The following is a 22,903-nucleotide window of genomic DNA, read 5'->3' on the forward strand; positions in this document are numbered from 1 at the left end:
GCGGAGAGTGAGAAGTGATGTCCGTCACCGTCCGTCCCGTCGCTTCGTTCGAGGAGTACCTCACGGCGATGCGGACGTGGCGTCTCGCGTGGCGCGCCGCCTTCGACCACGTCGTTCCGGCGGAACACCTCCCGTCGGCCGAACTCACGGAGGCACGCCGCGACTCGCTCGAAGCGGTGTACGACGACGTGAGAGACCGCGACGCGGTGTTCGTCGCCGACGCGGGAGGCGTAGTCGGCTACGCGCATCTCGTCACCGACACCGACCGAACGGGGGCGTTCGTCCCCGACGACGACGCCGAACTGCACGCGCTGTACGTCCGTCCCGACCGATGGGGCGAGGGCGTCGGTTCCGCCCTCCTCGAACGGGTGGAGTCGGCCTGTTCGGAGGCGACCCGACTCGTCCTCCAGACGTTCGCCGCGAACGAAGACGGGAGAGCGTTCTACCGCGCTCGCGGGTTCGAACGGGTCGGCGACCACACGTTCGAGGTGGGCGGCGAGTCGTACCCCACCGTCGTCCTCGCGAAGCCGCTCAGAAACTGAACAGGCCGAAGAGGAGACAGAGCAGACCGAGGACGAGGAGGGCGACGCCGCGTTCGACCGCTATCTCCGAGGCCGGGTCGTCGGGCATCTCGGGCGACTCGCCGGGCGGTGTCAGCCACGCCGTCGGCGCGTCGTCGGCACCGGTCACTTTCTCAGTCGCGTCGCGGCGGTTCACGCGGGCGACGGCGCGTCGGAAGTTCAGCGCCCGCGCACCGAAGTAGAAACAGGCGAGACCCGTGAGCAGTGCCACCGCGCCGACGACGGACATCTGTCACCCTTCCTCTCGGAGTTCCGCCGCGAGTGCGTTTCGGGCCTCGCGGAGTTCGCGGCGCTCCGTCTCGACGGCCCCCGACCGGAGTCGGTCGACCTCTTCGTCGGTCAGTTCCGTCCGCGCCCGCGCCGCCGTCCGGAGGCGTTCGTAGTCGTCGCGTCGGGTGAGTTCGCGAACCTCGCGGAGACGCACGATGGTCTCCTCGCTGGCGAAGGTGTCGAGGAGCGAGACGAGTTCGCCCGCGCGCCGACGGAGCGTCTCGGCGTCCGGCGGCGGGAACGAGACGCAGAGCGGGTCGGCGTCGAGGCGTTCCAGATACGTTCGGTGGACGGCGACGGTGGTCTGGAGGGCCGCCGGGTCCTCGGCGTAGTGGTCGAGTTTCGACCCGGAGTAGTCGGCGTAGTCGAGGAGCGTCGGAATCGGTTCGTCGGCGTCGGGGCTCTCGGCCGCGAACTCGCGCAGGTCCCGCGGCGGCGTCCGGAAGTCCACGAGCGAGGACCACTCGGCGCGTTCGACGAACGAGAGCACGTCGGCGATAGACGCCGATTCGACGAACGAGCGAAACTCCTCGGTGACGGCCTCGTCGTACGCCTCGACGGGGTCTCTGAGGCGTTCGATGGGCGCGTCGACGTCGGCCTCTCCGAGCGTCTCCAGTCGGCCGAGTTCCGCGAGTCGCTCGTCGATGTCCTTTCGGAGGAGCTTCGCGTCGCGCTTGGCCGCCGTGAGTTCCTCTCGGGCGGTGCCGCGGCGGTCCAACAGGTCGACGTGGCGACTCGCCGGTTCCAAATCGTCGCGCGCCCCCTCGAAGTCCCGGTCGCGGAGTCGCCGTCGGTCCATCCGGTCGGCGGCGGCCTCGAACGCCTCGCGGTCCGGCAGGTCCTCGGGGAGGTCCTCGACGAGGCCGAGGAAGGTGTCTTGGAACTCGACGTACGCCTGAAAGTCGCCGGTTCCCACCGCCGAATCCTCGTATCGGTCGAGCAGTCGCGTCGCCTTCCGGTAGGCGTCCGCGGCCGCGACGACGGACTCCTCGCCCACGTCGTCGATGGCCGACTCCGCGTCGGCGTACGCGGCGCGGGCGTCCGCGAGTCGCCCCCGCGCGTCCTCGGCGTCGGCCGTCGTCGGCGTCTCCTCCGCCATCGTCACTCGTACACGTCGTCGGGGTCGAACACTCGTTCGCCGACGTCGTCGCCGTCGACGGTGCGGTAGAAGCAGGACCGGTGGCCGGTGTGGCACGCGCCGCCGGTCTGGTCGACGAGATAGAGCAGGGTGTCGGCGTCGCAGTCGACGCGGACCTCGCGAATCGACTGGGTGTGCCCGCTCGTGGCTCCCTTCTCCCAGAGTTCGTCGCGACTGCGGGAGTAGTAGTGCGCGCGCCCCGTCTCGCGGGTCAGTTCGAGCGCCTCGGGCGAGACGTACGCGAGCATCAACACCTCGCCGGAGTCGGCGTCCTGCGCGACGGCGGGCACGAGTCCGTCCTCGCCGAAGTCCACCTCGACGTCGTCTGTCATCGACTCGAACCACGAGAGTCCCGCCGATATGTCTTGTGTACCGCTGGCAGTCGTCAGTCCGTGCCGGTCTCCGTCGAGTCGCCGTCGGCCGGCGAAGCGCCTCCGAGAGCGAGGCCGAGGCCGATACCGGAGAGCGCCGCGCCGACGACGAGGAAGACGAGTGCCCAGCGAAGCGACGAGGGGACGGGAAGCCCGCGGTGGACGCCGAACAGTCCGACGACGAGGACGAGCGCGGCGGGCGCGCCGTCGAGGAGCGACGTGCGCTCGGGGTCGCCGGTCCACACCGCACGGTGCCGAGTCGTGAGGGCGCCGCCGACGCCCCAGCAGAGGCCCGCCGTCGCCGCGAGGAGCGGGTCGGGAAACAGCGTGTAGGCGACGAACGCACCGAGGAGCGAACCGGCGACGCCGACGAAGCGCGTGGTGCGACGCATCGACGTCAGACCAACCCGAGTGCGCCGACGACGCCGAAGACGATGTCGCCGTAGACGAACGCGACGACGGTGCCGAAGAACATCGGGACGATGAACGGGATGCCCGGCGAAATCCACACCTCGTCGCGGGTGGCGACCACCTGCAGGCCGTCGCGGAGTTTCTCGGGCGTCGTGCCGTACGCCGTCGTGTCGATGTCGTCTAGGAACGCCTCCGCACCCCACGGGTCGTCCGCCTCGACGACGCCGCCGTCGACGGCCATCCCGTCGCCCACCGCACCGTCAGTCGGGTCGTGCGTCTCGGTGATACTCGTCGGGTCGCGGAGTCTGTCGGGGCGTTCGCGGAGTTCCGACAGCGTCGTACCGCGCCAGCGGAGGTACATCCGAAGCGCGTCGATGTCGAGGCCGTTTCGAGTGTAGCCGCCCGTCGTCTCGAACAGGCGACCGTGGGCCGTCGAGAGCGACGAGACGCCGATTCGGCGACCGAGGAACATCAGCGGCAGTTCGACGTCGCCGTCCACGAGATTTCTCGCGGCGAGTCCGAGCGGGTAGCCGATGGCGAGGACGACGGTGTTCGTGAGGATGGTCATCGAGAAGACGCCGAGCGTCGTCACGACGAGGGGGAACGACTCGCCCGGAAGCAGGTACGTCGGGAACGTCGGCAGGAGGATGGCGATGGTGATGAGCGCTTTCGCGTCCGCGCCGCCGAACCCGCCGAGACGCCAGAACAGATACGATAACGGTGCGACGAACAGTAGGCTGATTCCGACGCGGAGGAAGTAGAGTTGGTCGACCGGACGGAACGAGAGGTGAGACAGCGAGTCCCACACGAGGAGGACGACGCCGAGAAGGACGAGCGGATACCACGTGACCGAGGGGACCCGTCGTGTCTCGATGTCTCGCCACGCCGCCCATCCCAAGACGGGGACGATGGCGAGACGGAGGATGTCGGGTACGGACGCGAACATACAGAGCGAACGAGTCTGGGGGGAGTTATCGTTTTGGAATTCTGATACCCGGCGAACACGAATCGGAGAGATGTCGGACGGGGGGTACGAGCGTCATCGCTCGACGGGAACCGAGAGCGTCGACTGAATCCACGCCGTGTACTGTTCGACGTCCTGGATGACGGCGACGACGCCGTCGTCCCCCTCGAATTCGAGGTAGTTGTACGTGCGGTCGGTGCGCGGTTCGGTGTTCGAGTCGGTGTCGGTGTTGGGTGCCATCGTCGGTGGAGAGTCTGGTCGTTGGTGATGGGTGCGGTCGTCGGTGGTGAGTACGGTCGTCGGTGTTCGGTTCGTATCGGACGGCGGTGCGGGGTGACAAGCGGCGGTCACTCCGTCGCCTCGGCGGTCCAGACCGTTCTGCAGTCCGTACTGCAGAACAGGTAGACGACGCCCGACCCGTCCGGTGCCGTCGCCGCGGGATGTCTGGCCGTCGGGTCTATCGCCGCCCCGCAGGTCGCACACCGCTTCGGCGACCGGGAATCGTCGTCGGAGCGACAGACCGCGGCCACTTCGGAGTCGGAGTCGGAGTCGGAGTGTCGCGTCATGTTCGAGCGGTCGGCTGTGGCAAGTTAGTCTCCGCCGAGGAAACGTCGCCTCGGGCGGTCACGCGCTATCGGTGGTCGCCGGGTCGCGCGGCCGACACCGGAGCGACGGAGACGGTGCCGCCGCTCTCGACGGTGACGCCACACCCCTCGTACTCGAAGGTGAGGTCGACGTCGTGGGGGCGTGTCAACTCCGAGCCGGGGGCGAACAGTGCGTCTAACGCGTCGGTGTCGACGACGGCGCCGAGCGGAGAGAGTTCGAGAGGGTCGATAGCCCGGACGTCGGCGACGGCGTCGACGACGGTGAAACAGACGCTCTCGTCCGAATTCACCCGGACGGTCTTTGGCTCCTGCATGGTGGTGTACGACTCGTCGTAGTAGTGGTACCGCCAAGACCCTGTGGCGTATCCAGATAGCCTCCGCGCTCGGCAGGGGCCGTATACTGATTCAGACGTCGGAGTCCGCCCCGTCGAAGACCAGCGAGAACAGTTCGTACTCGCCCTTCCTGACGTGCCGGTTCACCGTCGGTTGCGAGATGCCGAGGAGGGAGGCGACCTCCTCGCCGGTCGCTTTCCGCGGCCAGTCGAAGAACCCCGCGAAGTACGCCGTTCGGAGCACCTCCTCCTGCCGTTCGGTGAGTCGCTCGCGGTAGAGCGCGCGGAACTCCGACTCCGTCTGAATCGGGCGGTCTAACTCACGTCGCGCGACGAGTTCGGCACCGGCGTACGAGTTGACGAACGCGTCGAGGAACGCGCGGATATCGCCGTTCCGCGGGAGTTCGACGGTCAGCGTCCCCCCGTCCGGCGTCGCGGTGAACGCCGTCGGGTGCGCGCCGTAGTCCAGGAGCGTCCCGAGGAAACTCCCCTCGCCGAGCGTCGTCTCGAACCGGTAGTCGCCGTCGCGTTCGGAGATGAGGTTCACGTCGCCGATGCTCGGGGTCCGTATCGCGTGTTCCGTGACCGTCTGCGGGTCGACCCCGGTGACGTGGAAGAACGCGCGAATCGTCCCGTCGCTCCGTTCGACGAGCGTGTCGAGCGAGAACTCGCCGCCGGTCTCTCGACAGAACCGAATCGCCGGAATCGACTCGTCGTCGACGGCGAACACCAGTTCGACCGCTTCGTCGCTCACGAGCGCGTTTCGACGTTCGAGCGCGTTGATAGCGAACCCGATGGTCTTTCCGAGTTCCGAGAGCACGTTCACCTCCAACTCGTCGAAGACGTTCGCCTCGTCCGCGTAGAGACACAACACGCCGTAGAGCGTCTCTCGGTAGACGAGTGGGATGGCGATGCTGGCGCGGAATCCGCGTCTCATCGCGGCCGACCGCCACGGTTCGAAAGACCGGTCCATGTTGATGCTGTTCTGGACCTGCGGTTCTCGCGTCCGAATCGCCCTGCCCGCCGGTCCCTGTCCCGTCACGTCGCCGGCGTCGCCCGTCACCGTAATCTCATCGAGGTAGCTTCGTCCGACGCCCGCCGACGCCCTCGGGACGAGTTCGCCGTCCATCGTCTCCTGTTCGCCGACCCACACGAACCGGTAGGGGTCGGCGTTCGCCAACTGCGTACAGACGACCTGTTCTATCTCCTCACGCGTCGTCGCCTCCGTCAGCGCCCGCGTCAACTCCCGGATGACGCCGTTGATGCGGTTCACCCGCTCTAAGGTCGCCGTCCGCGACTCGAGTTCGGCCTTCTGTCGGCGAAGCGTCTCCTCGCGGTCGGTCCGTTCTAACGCGGCGAGAACGTTGGCCACGAGGATGTCGGCCACGAGAACGTCCGTCTCGGTGAAGGCGTCCGGTTCGGTCTCGCCGGTGACGAAGACGCCGTACTGCGCGACGGGGAGGACCATCGCACTCCGCAGCGGAGTCGCCGACGGCGAGACGTCCGCGGCGTCGCAGACGTTCCCGACCACCGTCTTGGTCCCGTCGACGTACGCCTGCCAGGCGACGTCCGACTCCGACCCGAACAGCGCGTCCTCGCCGACGAGTTCGCTCGCGGCGGGCGTCCGCGCCGTCGGGGTGAGCGTCCCAGTCTCCGCGTCGTACAGTTGGAACGTCGAGATGGGCAGGTCGAGCGTCTCCGCCGCGGCGTGGACGGCCACCTCGCACACCTCGCGGGCCGTCTCCGCGGCGGCCAACGCCTGTGCCATCTCGTTGAGGGAGGCGAGTTGCTGTTCTCGGCGCCGTCGCTCGGTGATGTCGCGAACGACGCCGATTCGACCGTATTCGCCGCTCTGCAACGGGAACAGGGAGATGTGTGCTTCGAGCGGGACCGGACCCGCGGGCGTGTCGAGCGTCGTCTCGTAGGTGACGGCGTCGGTGTCCCCTTCGAGCAACGTCCGTTGAAGCGCGTCGACCTCTTCGGAGACGGATTCGCCGGTCACCGTCGTCGACGGCGCACCGAGGAGTTCGTCTCTGTCTCTGCCGACCAACCGGGCGTACGCCTCGTTGACGCCGAGGAACCGACTCGACTCGTCGAGGACGTACACGCCGTCGTGGACGGATTCGAGCATCGCTTCGTACCGTTCTAGCTCGCGTTCGCGACGCGTCTGTTCGGTCACGTCGCGCGCGACGCCGACGAACCACCGGTCGCCGTCCACGCGGAGTTCGTTGAACGAGATGCTCAACGGGACTTCGTGCCCGTCGCGGTGACGGCCGGGGAGGCGGACGTCCTCCCAGTCGAGGGTTCGCTCCCCCGTCTCCAGATAGCGCCGCATCCCCCGCCGGTGGCGTTCGCGAAGTGTCGGCGGAATCAGGACGGTCAGCGGGTTCCCCGTTACCTCGTCGGGGGCGTATCCGAACACGTCTTCGACGGCCGGACTCGCGAAGGTGACGGTGCCCTCGGCGTCGACGACGAGGACGACGTCCGAGACGACGTCCATCGTGGCGGTCACCCCCGGTTGGTCCGTCGTCTCCGCCGACGAGGACGACGCCGACTGCCGGGCGAGGAGGTGGTCGACGAGGACGTCGACCGACGCCGACCCGGAATCGTGGACGTACTCGTCGATACCGGCGTCGGCGACGCGTTCGAGGAGGGCGGGCGAGTGGTCCTCGTCGTACAGAACCGTCGTGGCGGTATCGTCCGCGTCGACGGTCGCGAGCAAGTCGACGCCGTCGCCGTCCGAGAGGGTGGCGCGGGAGACGACGCAGTCGACGGACGCCGCGGTGCACGCCGCCTCGGCGGCGGCGCACGTCTCGGCGACGCGCATCTCTACCTCGGGGTGGCTATCGGTCACAGTCGAACGAATCGATTCGGCGCGGGAGGGGTTCGAGTCGACGTAGAGGACGCCGAGTTCGGTGGCGGTCATAGTGAGGACACCGGTGGAGTGGGGAACAATCGGCAGAATCGTTGTTACTGCGAAAACATAAGCATCTTGGCCAATCGGCTTCCGGGTAAAAAATCTGGGTCGGTGTGACCCTGAGAATCTGAGTGCGACTTAGATGACGCGGTTCTGGAGGTAGTCGAGGTGCTTCGCGTTGTAGACGATTTTGACCTCGTCGGACTCCGGCGAACCGATGCAGGTGAGACGGACGTTCTTCTCAGAGACCTCCTCGTCGGAGAGAATCTGCTGCATGTCCATCTCGATTGCGCCCTCTTTCAGGATCGCTGCGCAGTTCGCGCAGGCGCCGGCGCGGCACGAGAAGGGCCAGTCGTAGCCCTGTGCCTCGGCGGCTTCGAGGATGTACTCGCCCTGGTTGACTTCGAGCGAACCGTAGTCTTCGTCGCCGAGACCCGCGTCTGCGGCGTTCTCGAAGAGGTCGTCGTCGTCGATATCCCAGCCGTTGTCGTCGAGTACTTCGTAGTTGAGGTATTCTACCGTGGGCATCGCCTCACGGTTCGCAACCCATCCCATTAGACTTTGCTGTTTTCGCGCACGGCGTGAAGATATCTCCGTGGGCGACACGGAGCGTCCGCCGATGCGAACCGCCGCCCGCTTCAGAGCGGCGTCAGCGAGAACAGCGCGTAGGAGGCGACGGCCGACAGCGACGGCGTGAGCAACCAGAAGAAGATGACGCGACCGGTCGTCCCGGGGTCGAACAGGTCGGACCCGGCGAGGTCCGTCTCGGACTCCTCGCCGACGGCGGGCACGTCCTCTCTCGTCTCGGCGGTCAGCGCGTTCACCGACATACCGGGCGCCTTCCCGCCGATGGCCTCGCCCAGCGTCACGGTTCGCGTCGCCCGTCCCCACCCGAGGCCGACGATGCACATCGTCGCCGAGACGGCGAGACTCGCGGGGATACCGATGAACGAGAGGAAGGTGATGAGCGACGCCGAGACGGTTTCGACGACGAGGGCGGCGAGAATCGGTAGCTCGGTCAGGTCGTTGCCGACGGTGTCGAGCGTCCGCCGAGCGATGGTGAACGCGCCGAGGCCGATGGCGCCCGCGCCGAGGAAGATACCCTCGTCGATGCCGATTGCCCCGTTACCGACGAGGGGGGCGACGGCGTTCGCGGCGTTCGACGCGCCCGCCGAGTACGCCATGTAACAGGCGATGGCGACGACGAGGACGGTACTCCCCGCCTCGCGGAGCGTCGTGTTCGGCCCGAGCGTCGGTCTCGGGAAGCCCTCTCGGTCGAGTACGACGAGCGGCCCCGGCGAACTGTCGAGTTTGAGTTTGGCGTCGAGATACGGGTAGACGTAGCGGCCGACCACCGCGCAGATCCAGAAGGCGATGACGGGGGCGACGATCCACCACGACACGATTTCGAGCATCACGCCCTCGTCGAGCGTTCCGGAGGCGACGCCCAACCCGGCGATAGCGCCGACGGCGGTCATGGAGGTCGAGGCCGGAACGCCGAACGTGTTCGAGATGAGGAGCGCGAGACCGACGAAGAACAGGACGGCGACGCTGGCGGCGAGTGTGAACTCGTCTTGCGGGACGATTTTCCCGCCCATCGTCTTGATGACCTCCCGGCCGGCCGTCCACGCGCCGAGGAGGGCGAACGTCGACATGAGCGCGGCCGCGAGGAGTTTACTGACGAGTCCGCTTCCGACGGCCGGGCCGAAGGCGACCCCGGTGGAGGAACCACCGATGTTGAACCCGACGAACGCCGCCACGAGGAGGCCGACCAGGAGGAGTATCTCGACCACACTCTCCGTTCGATGCTGCGGTGGATAAGCCTCATCATCCCGTCCGCGGCCTCAGAGACCGACCGCGGGCCCGGCGACGGAGAAGACGAGATACGCCCCGACGGTGGCGATGAAGGGGACGAGGTTCTGCAGGGCGATGACGCGTGCCGTTGCCAGCGGACGGTAGAGCGGGTCGGCGGTGTCGGCGTCGGCGGCGGCGTCAGAACCGCCGTCGGCGGCGTCGACGCTCGCGGTCGAGCGGTGGGCAGCGACGGGTCCGGCGACGTCCGCGACGTTCGGCGTCGAGTCCGTCGGGTCGGGTCGCCGCGTCGTCTCGCGCCCCCACCCGAGACCGACGATGGACATCGTCGCGATGACGACGAAACTGGCCGGGATGCGGAGCCACGAGAGCGCGGTGACGAGCGTCGCACTCACCGTGGCGACGACGAGGGCGGCCGTGAGCGGTAGTTCCGTCAGGTCGTTGCTCACCGTCTCCAGCGTCCGCCGAGCGATGGTGACCGCGCCGACGGCGATAGCGCCGCCCGCCAACAGGATACCGGAGTTCATCGACAGCGACCCGTTGCCGACGAGGGGGGCGACGGCGTTGGCGACGTTCGACGCGCCCGCCGAGAACGCCATGTAGCAGGCGATACCGACGACGAGAGCGGCCCCCGACAGTTCTCGGCGCGTCGTGCCTGCACCGAGCGCTGGTCTCGGGAGGAGGCCGTCGCGACGAATCCGAAGGAGGTCGCCGTCCGAGCGGTCGATAGCGACCCGTGCGGCGATGTCTTCGTAGAAGTAGCGGCCGACGACGGCGCTGACCCAGAAACCGAGGATGGGGGCGACCAGCCACCACGAGACGATTTCCAGCGCCAGTCCGACCGCGAGACGGTCGGTCGCTAATCCGTAGCCCGCGACGGACCCGACGGCCGTCATGGACGTCGAGGCAGGCACGCCGAAGACGTTCGAGACGAACAGGGCGACGCCGATGAACAGCAAGACGACGACACCCGCGGCGACGGAGAACGGCGGGCCGACGATGAGGTCCGAACCGAGCGTCTCGACGACGCGCCGACCGACCGTCCATCCGCCGAGAAGCGCGAACACGCCCATGAGGATGCCGGCACCGAGTTTCGAGACGGTGTTGCTCCCGACCGCCGGACCGAAGGCGACGCCGGTGTTCGACCCGCCGATGTTGAAGCCGACGAACGCGGCGACGGCGAGTCCGCCGACGAGGAGTGTTTCGACCACGTTCGGACTGCGCGGGCACCCCCGTTAAATCCTCATACCGACGTTCGCGTCAGTTCGTCGCCGCCTCGATGGCCTGTCGCAGGTCGGCCACGATGTCGTCAGGGTCCTCGATACCGACCGAGAGGCGGACCATGTCGGGCGTCACGCCGGCGGCCACCTGTTCGTCCTCGGTCAACTGCTGGTGGGTCGTCGAGGCGGGGTGGATGACGAGCGTCTTCGCGTCGCCGACGTTGGCGAGCAGCGACGCCAGTTCGACCTCGTTCACGGTCTCTCGCGCCGCCTCGTAGCCCGCTTCGAGGCCGAACGTGATCATGCCGCCGTATCCGCCTTCGAGGTACTCCGACGCCTCCTCGTGCGTCTCGTGCGATTCGAGGCCGGGGTAGTTCACCCACGACACGGCCTCGTGGTCCTCCAAGAACTCGGCGACGACCTGCGCGTTCTCGCAATGCCTCCGCATCCGCATCGGGAGCGATTCGACCTTCTCCAGCGTGTTCCACGCGTCGAACGGCGACTGCGCGTTCCCGAGGTCACGCAGGCCGCGGGCGATGGCGGCGTACGTGAACGCCGCGTCGCCGAACCGGTCGGAGAAGTTGACGCCGTGGTAGGCGGGGTTCGACTGCGCTATCTCCGGGTAGTCGTCGGCGTACTCGGTCCACGGGAACGACCCGCCGTCGACGAGGACGCCGCCGATGGTGGTGCCCGCGCCGTGAATCCACTTCGTCGTCGACTCCCAGACGAGGTCCGCGCCGTGTTCGAGCGGTCGGCACAGGTACGGCGTCGCGAACGTGTTGTCGACGAACAGGGGGACGCCGTTGTCGTGCGCCACCTCGGCCAATCGCTCGAAGTCGGGCGTGACGAGGGCGGGGTTCCCGATGGTCTCGACGTGGACGAACGCCGTGTCGTCGTCGATGGCCTCGTCGTACGCCTCGTAGTCGAGGGTGTCGACGAACTTCGTCGTGATTCCGCGTCGTTCGACGGTGTGGGTGAGGTAGGTGTACGTCCCGCCGTACAGCGACGACGAGGAGACGATGTTGTCGCCCGCCGACGCGAGGAGGAACGTCGCGAGGTCGAACGCGGCCATCCCCGACGCCGTCGCCACCGCGCCGACGCCGCCTTCGAGCGAGGCGAGACGCTCCTGCAACGTCGCCACCGTCGGGTTCATCAATCGCGAGTAGATGAAGCCCTCTTTCTCCAAGGCGAACTGGCTGGCGGCGTCCTCGGCGTCGTCGAAGACGTACGAGGTGGTCTGGTAGATGGGCGGTGCGCGCGCGCCCGTCGCCGCGTCGGGCGTCTGTCCCGCGTGGAGACTCCGCGTACTGAATCCCGGTGTCGTCTCTTCGCTTGGGTCGTCTGACATACGGAGACCGACGGGCGACTGAGTAGTAAAGCATCATGGGGTCGCAACGTTCGCCGGAGTCTACGACGCCCTGCGGATGGGAGTCCTCACGCCGCCGACCGGCGACGGACGCCGAGCGACGCCCCCGCGAAGAGCAGTGCGAACCCGACGACGACGAACGAGAGGCCGAACAACGGCGTGAGCACCGGGTACGCGAGGACGACGACGCCGCCGACGGCGAGAGCACCGCCGAGCGAGACGGCCGCCGAGCGGCCGCGGCCGAACACGACTGCGAGGGCGACGAGCGTCACGAGCGTACTGAGCAGACCGAGCAGCGAGAACGGCGTCACGACGCCGCGAAGCAGGGCGTCGAGGCCGCTCGCCAGTTCCGGTGACGACGCCACGAGGCCGAAGAAGGCGACGACGAACCCGACGGCGGCGACGACGAGTGCGACGACGCGGGCGGCGAGAGCAGACGGGTACACACACGGGGTATCGCTCGCCAACGAGAAAGTCGCTTTCCCGTCCGCGGAGGGTCACGTCGGCCGGGAGTTGGAGAGACGGAGCGACGCGCCGGCGAAGACCAACGCGAGTCCGCCGACGAGGAGAAGCCCCGCGACGAGGAGCGAGAGGACGGGGACGACGAGGACGACGACGCCGCCGACGGCGAGGACGCCACCGAGCGAGACGGCCGCCGACCGACCGCGGCCGAACACGACCGCCAGGGCGACGGCCGCGAGGAGGACGCCGAGGAGACCGACGGCGGCGAACGCGTTCGGTTCGCCGGCGAGGAGCGAGCCAAGACCCGGGGCCGGTGCGCGGAGGAGTCCGTACGCGGCGACCGAGAGGCCTTCGACGGCGACGAGAACCGCGACCAAGCGACCCGCGAGTTCGGAGGGAGACACGACCGGTCAGTCGCCCGGCGGCGGCAAAGTCGCTTCGAATGCGGTATCGTCGGCCGGTCAGCGACTGAACAGCGACGAGTGGACCGGAGCGAAGTCTCGGTCGTCGGGGACCGACTCGGGTTCGTCCTCGGTGTCGTGGACGGCGCGCCCCTCGACGCCCGATTCGAGGAAGTCCCGAACCGGCGGGCCGACCTTCTCGGGTTCGACGAGGAAGGCGTCGTGGCCGTGGTCGGACTCGATGGCGTGGTGTGCGACGGGGACCGACCGCTCGCGGAACGACGCCGCGAGCGTCTCCGCCTGTTCGGTGGTGAAGTGCCAGTCGCCGGTGAACGAGAGCAAGAGCGTCTCGCCCTCGAAGGCGGCGACGGCGTCGGCGTCCGACTCGTACCCCTCCGAGAGGTCGTAGTCGTCCATCGCACGCGTGAGGTAGAGATAGGAGTTCGCGTCGAAGCGGTCGACGAACTTCTCGGCCTGATAGTCCAGGTACGACTCCACGTCCCGGTACGGGAAGAACGCCGCCGCGGGGTCCGAGGGGAACGAGTCGCGGCGGGCGTCGCGTCCGGCGGCCCGGCGGCCGAACTTGCGCTCCATCGACGCCTTCGAGAGGTACATCACGTGGCCGAGTTGGCGGGCGAGAGCGAGTCCGTCGGTCGGTTTCTCGTCGGCGTCGTAGTAGTCGCCGCCGTTCCAGTCGGGGTCGGTCGTGATGGCGCGGCGAGCGATGGCGTCCAGCGCGAGACACTGCGGGTCCAGGCGCGGGGCGGTGGCGATGCCGACGAGGTAGCGCACGTCGTCGGGGTACTGCCGCACCCAGTCGAGGGCGTTCATGCCGCCGACGCTGCCGCCGACGACGGCGTGCAGGCGGCCGACGCCGAGTTCGTCGAGGAGTCGACGCTGCGCGCGCGTCCAGTCGCCGACGGTGACGGGCGGGAACTCCGTCCCGTACGGGTCGCCGTTCGGCGCGTCCGAGGCCGGACCCGTGGTGCCGTAGCACGACCCGGGGACGTTCGCGCAGACGACGTAGTAGTCGTTCGTGTCGATGGCTTTGCCGGGGCCGACGATGTCGTTCCACCACGCGCGGGCCTGTCCGGCCGTGTCGGTGCCGTAGCCCGCGACGTTCTGACTCCCGGTGAGGGCGTGACAGACGAGGACGGCGTTGTCGCCGTCGAACTCGCCGTACGACTCGTACGCGACTTCCATGTTCGGAATCTCCGCGCCGCACTCGAAGTCGAACGCGCCGAGTTCGACGGTGCCGCTGTCGGACTTCATCGTGTCGCCTCCGCGGCCCGGCGAATCGACTCGTCCAAGTCGGCGACGACGTCGGCGGCGTCTTCGATGCCGACGGAGAGACGGAGCATGTCGGGGCCGACGCCCGCGGCGCGTTGTTCCTCGGCGCTCAACTGCGCGTGCGTCGTCGAGGCGGGGTGGATGACGAGCGTCTTCGCGTCGCCGATGTTCGCCAAGAACGAGGCCAACTGCGTGTTCTCGCAGGTGCGCTTGGCCGCCTCGTAGCCCGCTTCGAGACCGAACGTGACCATGCCGCCGTAGCCACCGGCAGACGATGCGTCTGCCGAGGTCCCACTCGCTTTGCTCGCGGGACCCCCGTCCAGATACTCGCTCGCGTTCTCGTGCGTCGGGTGGTCCTCGAACCCGGGATACGACACCCACGCGACGTCGTCGTGGTCGCGGAGGAACGTCGCCACGTCGTGCGCGTTGTCGCAGTGTCTCTGCATCCGGAGCGGGAGCGTCTCGATTCCCTGCAGGGTCTGCCAGGCGTCGAACGGCGACTGTTGACTGCCCAGCGTCCGGAGCGAGCGCTGCCGGGCGGCCACCGCGAACGCCCTGTCGCCGAAGCGTTCGACGAAGTCGACGCCGAAGGCGGGGTTCTCCCCGGAGAGTTCGTCGTAGTCGGCGTGCTCCCACGGGAACGTCCCGCCGTCGACGAGGATACCCCCCACCGTCGTCCCCGACCCGTGAATCCACTTCGTCGTCGACTCCCAGACGATGTCCGCGCCGTGTTCGAGCGGTCGGCACAGGTACGGCGTCGCGAACGTGTTGTCGACGACGAGGGGGGCGGCGGCGTCGTGCGCGATGTCGGCGAGGCGCTCGAAGTCGGGTGTCTTCAGCGAGGGGTTGGCGATGGTCTCGACGTGGACGAACGCGGTGTTCTCGTCCACCGCCTCCTCGTAGGCGTCGTAGTCCAGCGTGTCGACGACGCGCGTCTCGACGCCGCGGCGCGACGCCATCTTCGTGAGGTACGTCGAGGTGCCGCCGTACATGTCGGCGGAGGCGACGACGTTGTCGCCGACGGACGCGAGGAGGCTCGCGGCGGCGTCGAAGGCGGCCATCCCGGACGCCGTCGCGACGGCCCCGGTCCCCCCTTCGAGGGCCGCCAGTCGGTCCTCCAGCACGCGCGTCGTCGGGTTGGAGATGCGCGAGTAGACGTCGCCCTCGGCGTCGAGCGCGTACAGGTCGGCGGCGTGGTCGGCGTCCTCGAACGCGTACGAGGTGGTCTGGTAGATGGGCGGTGCGCGCGCACCCGTCGCCGCGTCCGGCTCCTGCCCGGCGTGGAGACTCCGGGTGTGGAACCCGTGTTTCATGTACTACACGCATATTCACAGAGAGAGATATAACCTGCGGTTACGGCGCGAGCGACGGTGACAGTCGCACCGAAGTGTTTTTTCACTCCGACCGACGTGTGCGAGTCATGTCGAATCAGGCGGGCGCGGCGGACGCCCGAATCGAGGTGGGGTACGACGCCGCGGTGTACCGACACCTGCGGAGCGGGGACCCGAACCCCCCTGCGGCCGTCAGCGTGGTCACCGACGACAGAGAACTCGCCCGCGGCCACGACGGCCTCCGGTGGCACTGCGAGCAGTTAGTCCGCGCGTTGGAACCGCTCTCGAACGACGACCCCGCCACCGTCGAGTTCTACGACGAGGACAGCAGATACCACCTGTTCCCCGACGGCGACGTGATTCGTTTCGAGTTCGAGACGAACGAGCGAGCGGTGCCGACCGACGGCGTCGACCCGTCCGCGGGCGTCGTCGTCGACCGAGAGCGGTTCGTCACCGAACTGCTCCGAACCGCGGAGACGTTCTGCGACGCGGTGGTCGGCGCGAACCCGGGACTCGCCGGCGAAGTCGCAGAGATACGCGAACGAACCGGGAGAGCACGCGTCGTCGCCGCGGGGTTCGGTGACTGGGGACTCCCCGTCAGACTCCTCGACACCGTCCCCGAGACGGCGCACGACGGGACGGTGTACACGCAGACGACGGTGTTCGCGACCGGCGACGCCCGGTTCGGCGCGTTCGACGGCGACACCCTCGCAGACGACTGCCCCCGCGATGCCCCGGCCGCCGCCCGCATCTGGCTCCACCGGCCCGAACTCGTCGACTGCGGCGACCAGGTCGACTTACAGATAGTCCCGAACCCCGACGCACTCGTCTGGCGGGACCACACGTTCGCGGGCGAAGTCGTCGACGTCTCACCCATCTCCGAATCGGCGCGGACCCCGTCGGACCACAGTCCGGACCGGCGTGCCCTCCTCCACGTCGGCGCGGGTACCGTCGCGTTCGACCCCGACGACGTGGACGGCGTGAGCGATGCGACGTCGTCCGGCGATATCGCCGTCGGCGACCGACTCCGTCTCCGCGCGGCGCGCGTCCACCTCAGCGACGTCGTCGTCACCGACGCGCCGTCGATGGCCGACCGCTCCGAGGAGCAACTCGAAGCCGCCCTCGCGAACCCGACGTTCCGGTCCGCGGCCGCGACCGAACTGGCTCGCCGCGGCGTCGACGCCGTCGACGCCATCGCGGACTGTCTCCGAGCGGCCCCGCCCGTCTCCGACCGGCGCGCACTCGTCCACGCACTGGACGTCCTCGCCGACGAGGCGGCCGTCCCGGCGCTCGTCGAGTGTCTGAACGACGTCGACCCCGACGTTCGCCGCGCCGCCGCCGTCGCCCTCGCCACCGTCGGCGACCCCGGCACGATGGACGCCCTCCTCGCGGCCGTCCGCGCCGAATCCGACGCGGCCACGCGCCGCGCCATCGCCCGCGCCGCCCGGGACGTCGACCCGACGAACGCCCTCGAACACTTCGCGAGTCTCGTCCGGACGGACACCGACTCCGCGGTGCGAGAGAGCGTCGTCCGCGTCCTCAGCGGGACCCAGAGCGTCCACGCGGAGGCACTCGTCGTCGAAGCCGTCGACGATCCGGACCCGGCCGTCGCCTGCGAGGCCATCGCGGCCGTCCGCTGGTTCACCGACGAACGGCCCGTCGGCGGCCTCCTGCGCCGACTCATGGACGACGACCCGACGGTCAGAGTCGCCGCCGCCGACGCGTTCGTCGAACTCGGCGCGCGCGCCTCGCACTACCACGACGGCGACGAACTCGGCCCCGCGACTCGTACGCGGGTGGTTCGCGCACTCCTCGACAGACTGCACGACGAGAACCGAGCGGTCAGAGCGACGGTGATGGAAGCGCTCGGGTCGCAGGCACACCCCGAGTCGGTGTCGCCGCTGTGTACCGCCTACGAGGACGACGAGGCGTGCCGACAGAGCGCCGTCGCCGCGCTCGGCCGAATCGGCGACCTACGAGCCATTCCGACCGTCGTGGCCGCTCTCGACGACGACGAGGCGGGCGTCCGCCGTCGCGCCTGTCGGGCCTGCGCCCGTCTCGACACCAGCGCGGGCGTCCGTCGCCTCTGTGACCTCGCGCGGACCGACCCGGAACTGGCCGTCCGCGTCGAAGCCGTCGAAGCGCTCGGACACGTCGGCGACGACAGAGACGAGGTGTTCGAGACGCTGGAAGCCGTCCTCGGCGTCGACGGCCAGTCCGGGGACGCACGGACGAAACAGCGCGTCTCGGACGCCGAGAGCGACGACGCCGACCTGCGCTGGGAGGCGGTGACGGCACTCGGCCGACTCGACCACCCCCGGGCGCGGTTCGTCCTCCGACAGGTCGCAGAAGACGACCCCGACGAGTCCGTCAGAGACCGGGCGCGCAGTCGCTTAGACTGACCGCGAACGTCGAGTACGGCGCACGACGACGCGAACGGCCGTCACCCCGCGGGTGAGAACCGCGTCACCATCCGTGCGAACAGGTCGGCCCGGCGCATGAGTACCGTCCCGAGGACGCTCGTCATGAGGACGTAGCCGACGGTGAACGCCGGAATCGCCTCGCTGAGCGCGGGCGTCGTGCCCGCCGTCGTCAGGAACGCGGCGACGACGAGCGAGAACTCTCCTCTCGGAGTGAGCGCACATCCTACGCGTATCGCTCGTCGTCGGTCCAGGCCGTACGCTCGCCCGGCCAAGAACCCGCTCGATAGTTGCCCGGCCGTGGTGACGACGGTCGCGACGGTGACGACGGCGAACGTGTCGAACAGGAGTGCGGGGTCCGTCGCCAGTCCGATACCGAGGAAGAACGTCGCGGCGAAGAGGTCCCGACTGGAGGCGACCAATCGCCGGATGCGGTCGACGTGGTGCGTCCGTCCGAACGCCGTTCCGGCGACGAACGCCGCGACGGCCTCGCTCACGCCGACAGCGAGACCGACGCCGGCGACGAAGGTGGCCAGACCGAGGACGCCGAGGAGGAACAGTTCCGACGGACGGTCGTCGAACAGGCGTTCGAGGACGCTCGCGCCGTAGTGAGCGAACGCCACCAGCGCGAGGAGAAACAGGACGGAACGGACGAGAGAGAAGGGGAGGGAGGAGACGTCGCCGCCGTCGACCAGGAGGACGGCGAGCGCCGCGAACCCGAACGCGGTGACGACGTCCTCTACGACGCCGACGCCGAGGATGGCCTTCGCCTCCGGGTCGGCGACCCACCCCAGGTCGACGAGCAGTTTCGCGATGATGACCGTCGACGAGTTGAACACGATGAGCGCGAAGAACGCGGCTTCGAACCAGTCGAATCCGAATCCGAGACCGAGGAGAAATCCGAGCGGGAGGCTGATTCCGACGTCGATTACACCGGCGCGGAGGAGTTCGTCGCGATTCGCGAACAGTTCGTCCAAACTCAGTTCGAGACCGACGAAGAACAGCAGTAAGACGACGCCGATGTCGCCGAACAGGCGCACGACCCCGGGGTCGTCGACGAGAGCGAGAGACGTCCCGGCGACGGTCGGAGCGTGCGGACCGACCGCGATGCCGACGAGGATGTACGCCGGGACGACCGACTGGTCGAACCGAAGCGCGGTGACACCCGCGAGGGCGAGTATCGAGAGGAGTATCCCGAGCGTCGCAAGGAGGTTCAGTTCGACCACGGTGACCGTGGTTCAGCGCACGCGACCATAGTCGTTGTCGAGTGTCAGGTCGGCGAGGCGTGACCGTCTCCCGAGAGGTACGAGTCGAACTCGCGGTAGGCCTCGTCGGTACCGACGACGACGACGACGTCGCCGGGGCGAATCTCGGCGTCGGGAGATGGGGTCGAGAGCGTCCGCTCGCCCCGTTGGATGGCGAGTATCGACACCCCAGTCCGACTCCGAATGCCGGTCTCTCGAATCGTGCGGTTCGCGAGGGGCGAGTCGTCGTCGACTTCGACCCACCGTACCCGGGCGTCGTGAAGCGCCTCTCTCAATCCATCCTCGACGGGGGCGAAGTACGTCCCGTCGAATATCTCGGCTATCTTCCGCGATTCGGACTCGGACACCTCGAACAGGGCGTCGCCGTCGACGGACTGGTTCTCGCGCCAGTACGTCTTTCGCCCGCCGTCGTTTCGGAGCAAGACGACGAACTCCCCGCCGGCGGGGAACCGGAGCGTGTACCGTCGGCCGACACCCGGAACTTGCGTCTCGAACACTCTCATCCGTAGTATTTCGTCGATGAACGATATCGCTGTTCTGGTCGGGGCGGTCCCGGCCGGCCAGCGACGTGAGGCCGTTCGGTTAGACCGATTTTCGTCCCGCGGCGTCGGGTTCCGACGCGCCGTCGTCGGCGCGGAACTGGTCGACGGCGAACGCGAGCGTCGAGAGAACTACCAACCCGGCGAACGGCGCGACGAACCCGCCGATGCTGAACCCCGTGAGGAAGGCGAACACCGGGAGAACGACGGCGAGGACGACGAGCGACGCGAACGACTCCATCCGGACGGCGTACGACACCAGTATCGAGAGGACGACGAGGACGCCCGCCCAGAACGCCGCGACGGGTGCGTTGTCTGCGCCCAATCCCGGACCCTCGACGAATCCGATGCCGGACGGAGACACCGAGAGGTACGGGAGCACCCAGCCGACGAACAACTGAATCGCGCCGACGAGACCGGCGAGGACGGCGACGTAGCCGAGCAGTCGTCCGACGGAGCCCAGAGTGACGGGTGAACGGACCATGCGGGAAGTAGGTCACGCGCCGGCCTAACTCGTCCGGACGCGCGACTGCCGACGTTCCGACGACTTTTCGCACCCGCGCGCCGACGAGTCGACAATGAGCGACGAGGACATCTCAGCGGAGACGCTGGAGTACGCCGACCCGGAGAACCCGTACCTCACCGACCCCGACACCGACTTCGCGTCGCCCGACTCGCTGTCGGCGGCGGACGCCGAACGCGAGGTCGAACTCCTCAGAGCGGCCGTCCGCGAACACGACCACCGGTACTACGTCGTGGCGGACCCCCTCGTCGCCGACCGGACGTACGACGCCCTCTTCTCGCGCCTGCAGGAACTCGAAGACGCCTTCGGACTGACGTCGGAGACGAGTCCGACACAGCGCGTCGGCGGCGAACCGTTGGACGAACTCGACACCGTCGAACACGTCGCGCGGATGCTCTCTATCGACCAGTCCGTGGAGGAAGACGACGTGCGCGACTTCGACCGGCGCGTGCGGAACGACGTCGGCGACGTGCGCTACGTCTGCGAACCGAAGTTCGACGGCCTCTCGGTCGAAGTCGTCTACGAGGACGGCGAGTACGAACGCGCCGCCACCCGCGGCGACGGCGAACGCGGCGACGACGTGACGCGGCAGGTGCGGACGATTCGGTCGATTCCGCTCGAACTCCGCGGCGACCACCCGGACTTTCTCGCCGTTCGCGGCGAGGTGTACATGCCGAAAGACGCCTTCCGCGAACTGAACCGAAAGCGAGAGCAGACGGAGGGCGGCGAGGAACCGTTCGCCAACCCGCGGAACGCGGCCGTCGGCACGCTTCGGCAGTTGGACCCCTCCGTGACGGCGGAGCGACCGCTGGACTGTTTCTTCTACGACGTCCTCGACGCGAGCGAGGTGCCGGACACGCAGTCGGCGACGCTCTCGAAACTGGACGACTGGGGCCTGCGGACGAACGACCGAGTCGTCCCCGCCGACGACATCGACGGCGCAATCGCGTACCGAAACGAGATGATGGCCGACCGCGAGGAGTTGAACTACGAGATAGACGGGACGGTCATCAAAGTCGACGACCGAGACCAGCGCGAACGGTTGGGCGAGACGAGTCGGTCCGTCCGGTGGGCGTTCGCCTACAAGTTCCCCGCGCGGTCGGAGGTGACCCGCGTGACGGACGTGGTGGTGCAGGTGGGTCGGACCGGCCGTCTGACGCCCGTCGCCCTCCTCGAACCCGTCGACGTGGGCGGCGTCACCGTCTCGCGGGCGTCGCTTCACAACCCCGAGGAGATAGCCCGACTCGGCGTGAACGTCGGCGACGAGGTGCGAATCAAGCGCGCGGGCGACGTGATTCCGGACGTCGAGGAAGTCGTCGAGAAACGCTCGGAGGGGACGTTCTCGTTCCCAGCGGAGTGTCCCGTCTGCGGCAGTCCGGTCGAGCGCGACGGTCCCCTCGCGTTCTGTACCGGCGGCCTGACCTGCGAGGCGCAACTCGTCCGCGCCGTCGGCCACTACGCGATGCGCGGCGCACTCGACATCGAGGGCCTCGGTGGCGAGCGCGTCGAGCAGTTGGTCGACGCCGGACTCGTCGAGGGCCTGCCGGACCTCTACCGACTCGAACGCGAGGAACTCGCCGAGTTGGAGGGCTGGGGCGAGACCAGCGCTGACAACCTCGTCACGGAGCTAGAGCACGCGAAGTCGCCCGCGCTGTCGTCCTTCCTCGTCGGTCTCGGCGTGCCCGAAGTCGGCGGGTCCACGGCGCGGAACCTCGCCCGCGCGTTCGGGAGTCTGGACGCGGTGATGGCCGCCTCCGAAGAGGAGTTACGGGAGGTGGACGACGTGGGACCGACCGTCGCCGAGAAGATTCGGGAGTTCTTCGCGAACGACAGCAACCGCGAGGCCATCGAGGAACTCCGGTCGCTCGGCGTCGAACCGGAGACGGAGGAAGTAGTGACCGACGCCGCCGACCAGTTGGAGGGTCTCACGTTCGTCTTCACCGGGTCGCTGTCGATGACGCGGGGGGAGGCGCAGGAACTCGTCCAACGGCACGGCGCGAACGCGACGGGGAGCGTCTCGGGCAACACGGACTATCTGGTCGTCGGCGAGAATCCGGGACAGTCGAAGCGCGACGACGCCGACGCGAACGACGTACCCGTGCTCACGGAAGCGGAGTTCGAGGCGTTCTTGGGAGAGCGCGGAATCGAGTACGCGGCGTGAGGCGGCGACCGAGATGACGACAGACGACTCCCGTCGCTCGACCGTTCGAATCTCGTCGCTCCAGCGACTCGTGGAGGCGCGATTCGCGAACCCGCTTCTCCGCCGTCTCCTCCGGTCGCCGCTGCACTGGCCGGCGAGTCGGTCTCTCGTCCTCGTGTCCTACGTCGGACCGCGGAGCGGGCGACGGTACACGTTCCCGGTGGTGTACGCCCGCGTCGACGAGCGTCTCGTCGTCGTCACACCGGGGCGGGAGAGTCGGTGGTGGCGGAACTTTCGTCGGCCTCGGGCGTGTTCGGTCTGGTTCCGTGGCGAAGAACGCCCGGCGACCGGAACGGTGGTCTCGGGCGACGAACGCAAGCAGTTACTCGGCGCGTACGGCGACGAACACCCGCGATTCGGCCGGAGACTCGGCGTCGGAAGCAGGGAAGAACCGGAGACGGCCGCGGAAGAACTGGTCGTGGTTCGGTTCGCGTTCGACGATTCGTGATTCGTGATTCGGTTCGCGTTCGGCGACCCGTAAGAGA

At 68.4% G+C, this 22,903-nt stretch carries 24 protein-coding genes; 4 read left to right on the forward strand and 20 right to left on the reverse strand.

Translation table 11 applies throughout. The features are described 5' to 3' along the window. The first annotated feature begins 17 nt into the window (after positions 1-17). Entirely contained in the window at positions 18-542 is a 525-nt protein-coding gene (locus tag BM282_RS00315; RefSeq protein WP_089875668.1) for a GNAT family N-acetyltransferase, read from the forward strand. Here BM282_RS00315 and BM282_RS00320 read toward each other — a convergent pair. From BM282_RS00320 to BM282_RS00395, 17 genes are all read right to left on the reverse strand, one after another. Beyond that, positions 532-810 (reverse strand): hypothetical protein, encoded by a 279-nt coding sequence (locus BM282_RS00320; protein ID WP_089875671.1) that lies wholly within the window; start codon positions 808-810, stop codon positions 532-534. The genes BM282_RS00315 and BM282_RS00320 overlap by 11 nt on opposite strands. A 3-nt stretch (positions 811-813) precedes the next feature. Then, complete coding sequence (locus BM282_RS00325; RefSeq protein WP_089875673.1) at positions 814-1,950, reverse strand: DUF7118 family protein; 1,137 nt, start codon at positions 1,948-1,950, stop codon at positions 814-816. Positions 1,951-1,952: 2 nt separating this feature from the next. Further along, positions 1,953-2,321: a phosphoribosyl-AMP cyclohydrolase gene (hisI, locus tag BM282_RS00330; protein ID WP_089875675.1), complete on the reverse strand. Its 369-nt coding sequence runs from the start codon at positions 2,319-2,321 to the stop codon at positions 1,953-1,955. 53 nt (positions 2,322-2,374) lie between these two features. Continuing rightward, the gene (locus tag BM282_RS00335) at positions 2,375-2,752 is read right to left on the reverse strand and encodes a hypothetical protein (protein ID WP_089875677.1); all 378 of its coding nucleotides are present in this window, start codon (positions 2,750-2,752) and stop codon (positions 2,375-2,377) included. Between the two features lie 5 nt (positions 2,753-2,757). Further along, positions 2,758-3,717, reverse strand: a complete 960-nt coding sequence (locus tag BM282_RS00340) for an A24 family peptidase (RefSeq protein WP_089875679.1) — start codon at positions 3,715-3,717, stop codon at positions 2,758-2,760. Between the two features lie 93 nt (positions 3,718-3,810). Then, positions 3,811-3,975, reverse strand: coding sequence for a hypothetical protein (locus tag BM282_RS18315; RefSeq protein ID WP_175501321.1), 165 nt, complete (start codon positions 3,973-3,975; stop codon positions 3,811-3,813). Positions 3,976-4,082: 107 nt separating this feature from the next. Then, a complete protein-coding gene (locus tag BM282_RS00345; RefSeq protein WP_089875681.1) occupies positions 4,083-4,301 on the reverse strand; it encodes a DUF7576 family protein in 219 nt (72 codons plus the stop codon). A 65-nt stretch (positions 4,302-4,366) separates the two neighbouring features. Continuing rightward, positions 4,367-4,654: a HalOD1 output domain-containing protein gene (locus tag BM282_RS00350; RefSeq protein ID WP_089875683.1), complete on the reverse strand. Its 288-nt coding sequence runs from the start codon at positions 4,652-4,654 to the stop codon at positions 4,367-4,369. 91 nt (positions 4,655-4,745) lie between these two features. Next, on the reverse strand, positions 4,746-7,598 hold the full coding sequence (locus BM282_RS00355) for a PAS domain S-box protein (protein WP_089875685.1): 2,853 nt from the start codon (positions 7,596-7,598) through the stop codon (positions 4,746-4,748). A gap of 129 nt (positions 7,599-7,727) precedes the next feature. After that, on the reverse strand, positions 7,728-8,117 hold the full coding sequence (fer, locus tag BM282_RS00360; protein ID WP_089875686.1) for a ferredoxin Fer: 390 nt from the start codon (positions 8,115-8,117) through the stop codon (positions 7,728-7,730). A gap of 110 nt (positions 8,118-8,227) precedes the next feature. Beyond that, on the reverse strand, positions 8,228-9,382 hold the full coding sequence (locus BM282_RS00365) for an inorganic phosphate transporter (RefSeq protein WP_089875688.1): 1,155 nt from the start codon (positions 9,380-9,382) through the stop codon (positions 8,228-8,230). Positions 9,383-9,433: 51 nt separating this feature from the next. Further along, on the reverse strand, positions 9,434-10,612 hold the full coding sequence (locus tag BM282_RS00370) for an inorganic phosphate transporter (RefSeq protein ID WP_089875690.1): 1,179 nt from the start codon (positions 10,610-10,612) through the stop codon (positions 9,434-9,436). Between the two features lie 49 nt (positions 10,613-10,661). Beyond that, positions 10,662-11,969 (reverse strand): O-acetylhomoserine aminocarboxypropyltransferase/cysteine synthase family protein, encoded by a 1,308-nt coding sequence (locus BM282_RS00375; RefSeq protein ID WP_089875692.1) that lies wholly within the window; start codon positions 11,967-11,969, stop codon positions 10,662-10,664. An 86-nt stretch (positions 11,970-12,055) separates the two neighbouring features. Then, positions 12,056-12,433, reverse strand: a complete 378-nt coding sequence (locus BM282_RS00380; protein ID WP_089875695.1) for a hypothetical protein — start codon at positions 12,431-12,433, stop codon at positions 12,056-12,058. Positions 12,434-12,484: 51 nt separating this feature from the next. Continuing rightward, positions 12,485-12,853: a hypothetical protein gene (locus tag BM282_RS00385; protein ID WP_089875699.1), complete on the reverse strand. Its 369-nt coding sequence runs from the start codon at positions 12,851-12,853 to the stop codon at positions 12,485-12,487. A gap of 57 nt (positions 12,854-12,910) precedes the next feature. Beyond that, on the reverse strand, positions 12,911-14,122 hold the full coding sequence (gene metX, locus BM282_RS00390) for a homoserine O-acetyltransferase MetX (protein ID WP_089875701.1): 1,212 nt from the start codon (positions 14,120-14,122) through the stop codon (positions 12,911-12,913). After that, the gene (locus tag BM282_RS00395) at positions 14,119-15,453 is read right to left on the reverse strand and encodes an O-acetylhomoserine aminocarboxypropyltransferase/cysteine synthase family protein (RefSeq protein WP_089875703.1); all 1,335 of its coding nucleotides are present in this window, start codon (positions 15,451-15,453) and stop codon (positions 14,119-14,121) included. Before BM282_RS00395 ends, metX begins: the two co-directional genes overlap by 4 nt. Positions 15,454-15,560: 107 nt before the next feature. Here BM282_RS00395 and BM282_RS00400 point away from each other — a divergent pair, with 107 nt between their 5' ends. Further along, on the forward strand, positions 15,561-17,873 hold the full coding sequence (locus tag BM282_RS00400) for a HEAT repeat domain-containing protein (protein WP_089875705.1): 2,313 nt from the start codon (positions 15,561-15,563) through the stop codon (positions 17,871-17,873). Between the two features lie 41 nt (positions 17,874-17,914). Here BM282_RS00400 and BM282_RS00405 read toward each other — a convergent pair whose 3' ends face one another. From BM282_RS00405 to BM282_RS00415, 3 genes are all read right to left on the reverse strand, one after another. After that, positions 17,915-19,117, reverse strand: a complete 1,203-nt coding sequence (locus BM282_RS00405) for a cation:proton antiporter (RefSeq protein WP_089875706.1) — start codon at positions 19,115-19,117, stop codon at positions 17,915-17,917. 44 nt (positions 19,118-19,161) lie between these two features. Further along, a complete protein-coding gene (locus BM282_RS00410) occupies positions 19,162-19,659 on the reverse strand; it encodes a cation:proton antiporter regulatory subunit (RefSeq protein WP_089875708.1) in 498 nt (165 codons plus the stop codon). Positions 19,660-19,738: 79 nt separating this feature from the next. Then, positions 19,739-20,179, reverse strand: a complete 441-nt coding sequence (locus tag BM282_RS00415; protein WP_089875710.1) for a hypothetical protein — start codon at positions 20,177-20,179, stop codon at positions 19,739-19,741. A gap of 94 nt (positions 20,180-20,273) precedes the next feature. On the opposite strand from BM282_RS00415, the gene ligA reads away from it, so the two are divergent. Both ligA and BM282_RS00425 read left to right on the forward strand, forming a co-directional pair. Further along, positions 20,274-22,379, forward strand: coding sequence for an NAD-dependent DNA ligase LigA (gene ligA, locus BM282_RS00420; RefSeq protein WP_089875712.1), 2,106 nt, complete (start codon positions 20,274-20,276; stop codon positions 22,377-22,379). 13 nt (positions 22,380-22,392) lie between these two features. After that, complete coding sequence (locus BM282_RS00425) at positions 22,393-22,866, forward strand: nitroreductase/quinone reductase family protein (RefSeq protein ID WP_089875714.1); 474 nt, start codon at positions 22,393-22,395, stop codon at positions 22,864-22,866. Positions 22,867-22,903 lie beyond the last annotated feature (37 nt).

Source organism: Halogeometricum limi (assembly GCF_900115785.1).
Lineage (GTDB): Archaea > Halobacteriota > Halobacteria > Halobacteriales > Haloferacaceae > Halogeometricum > Halogeometricum limi.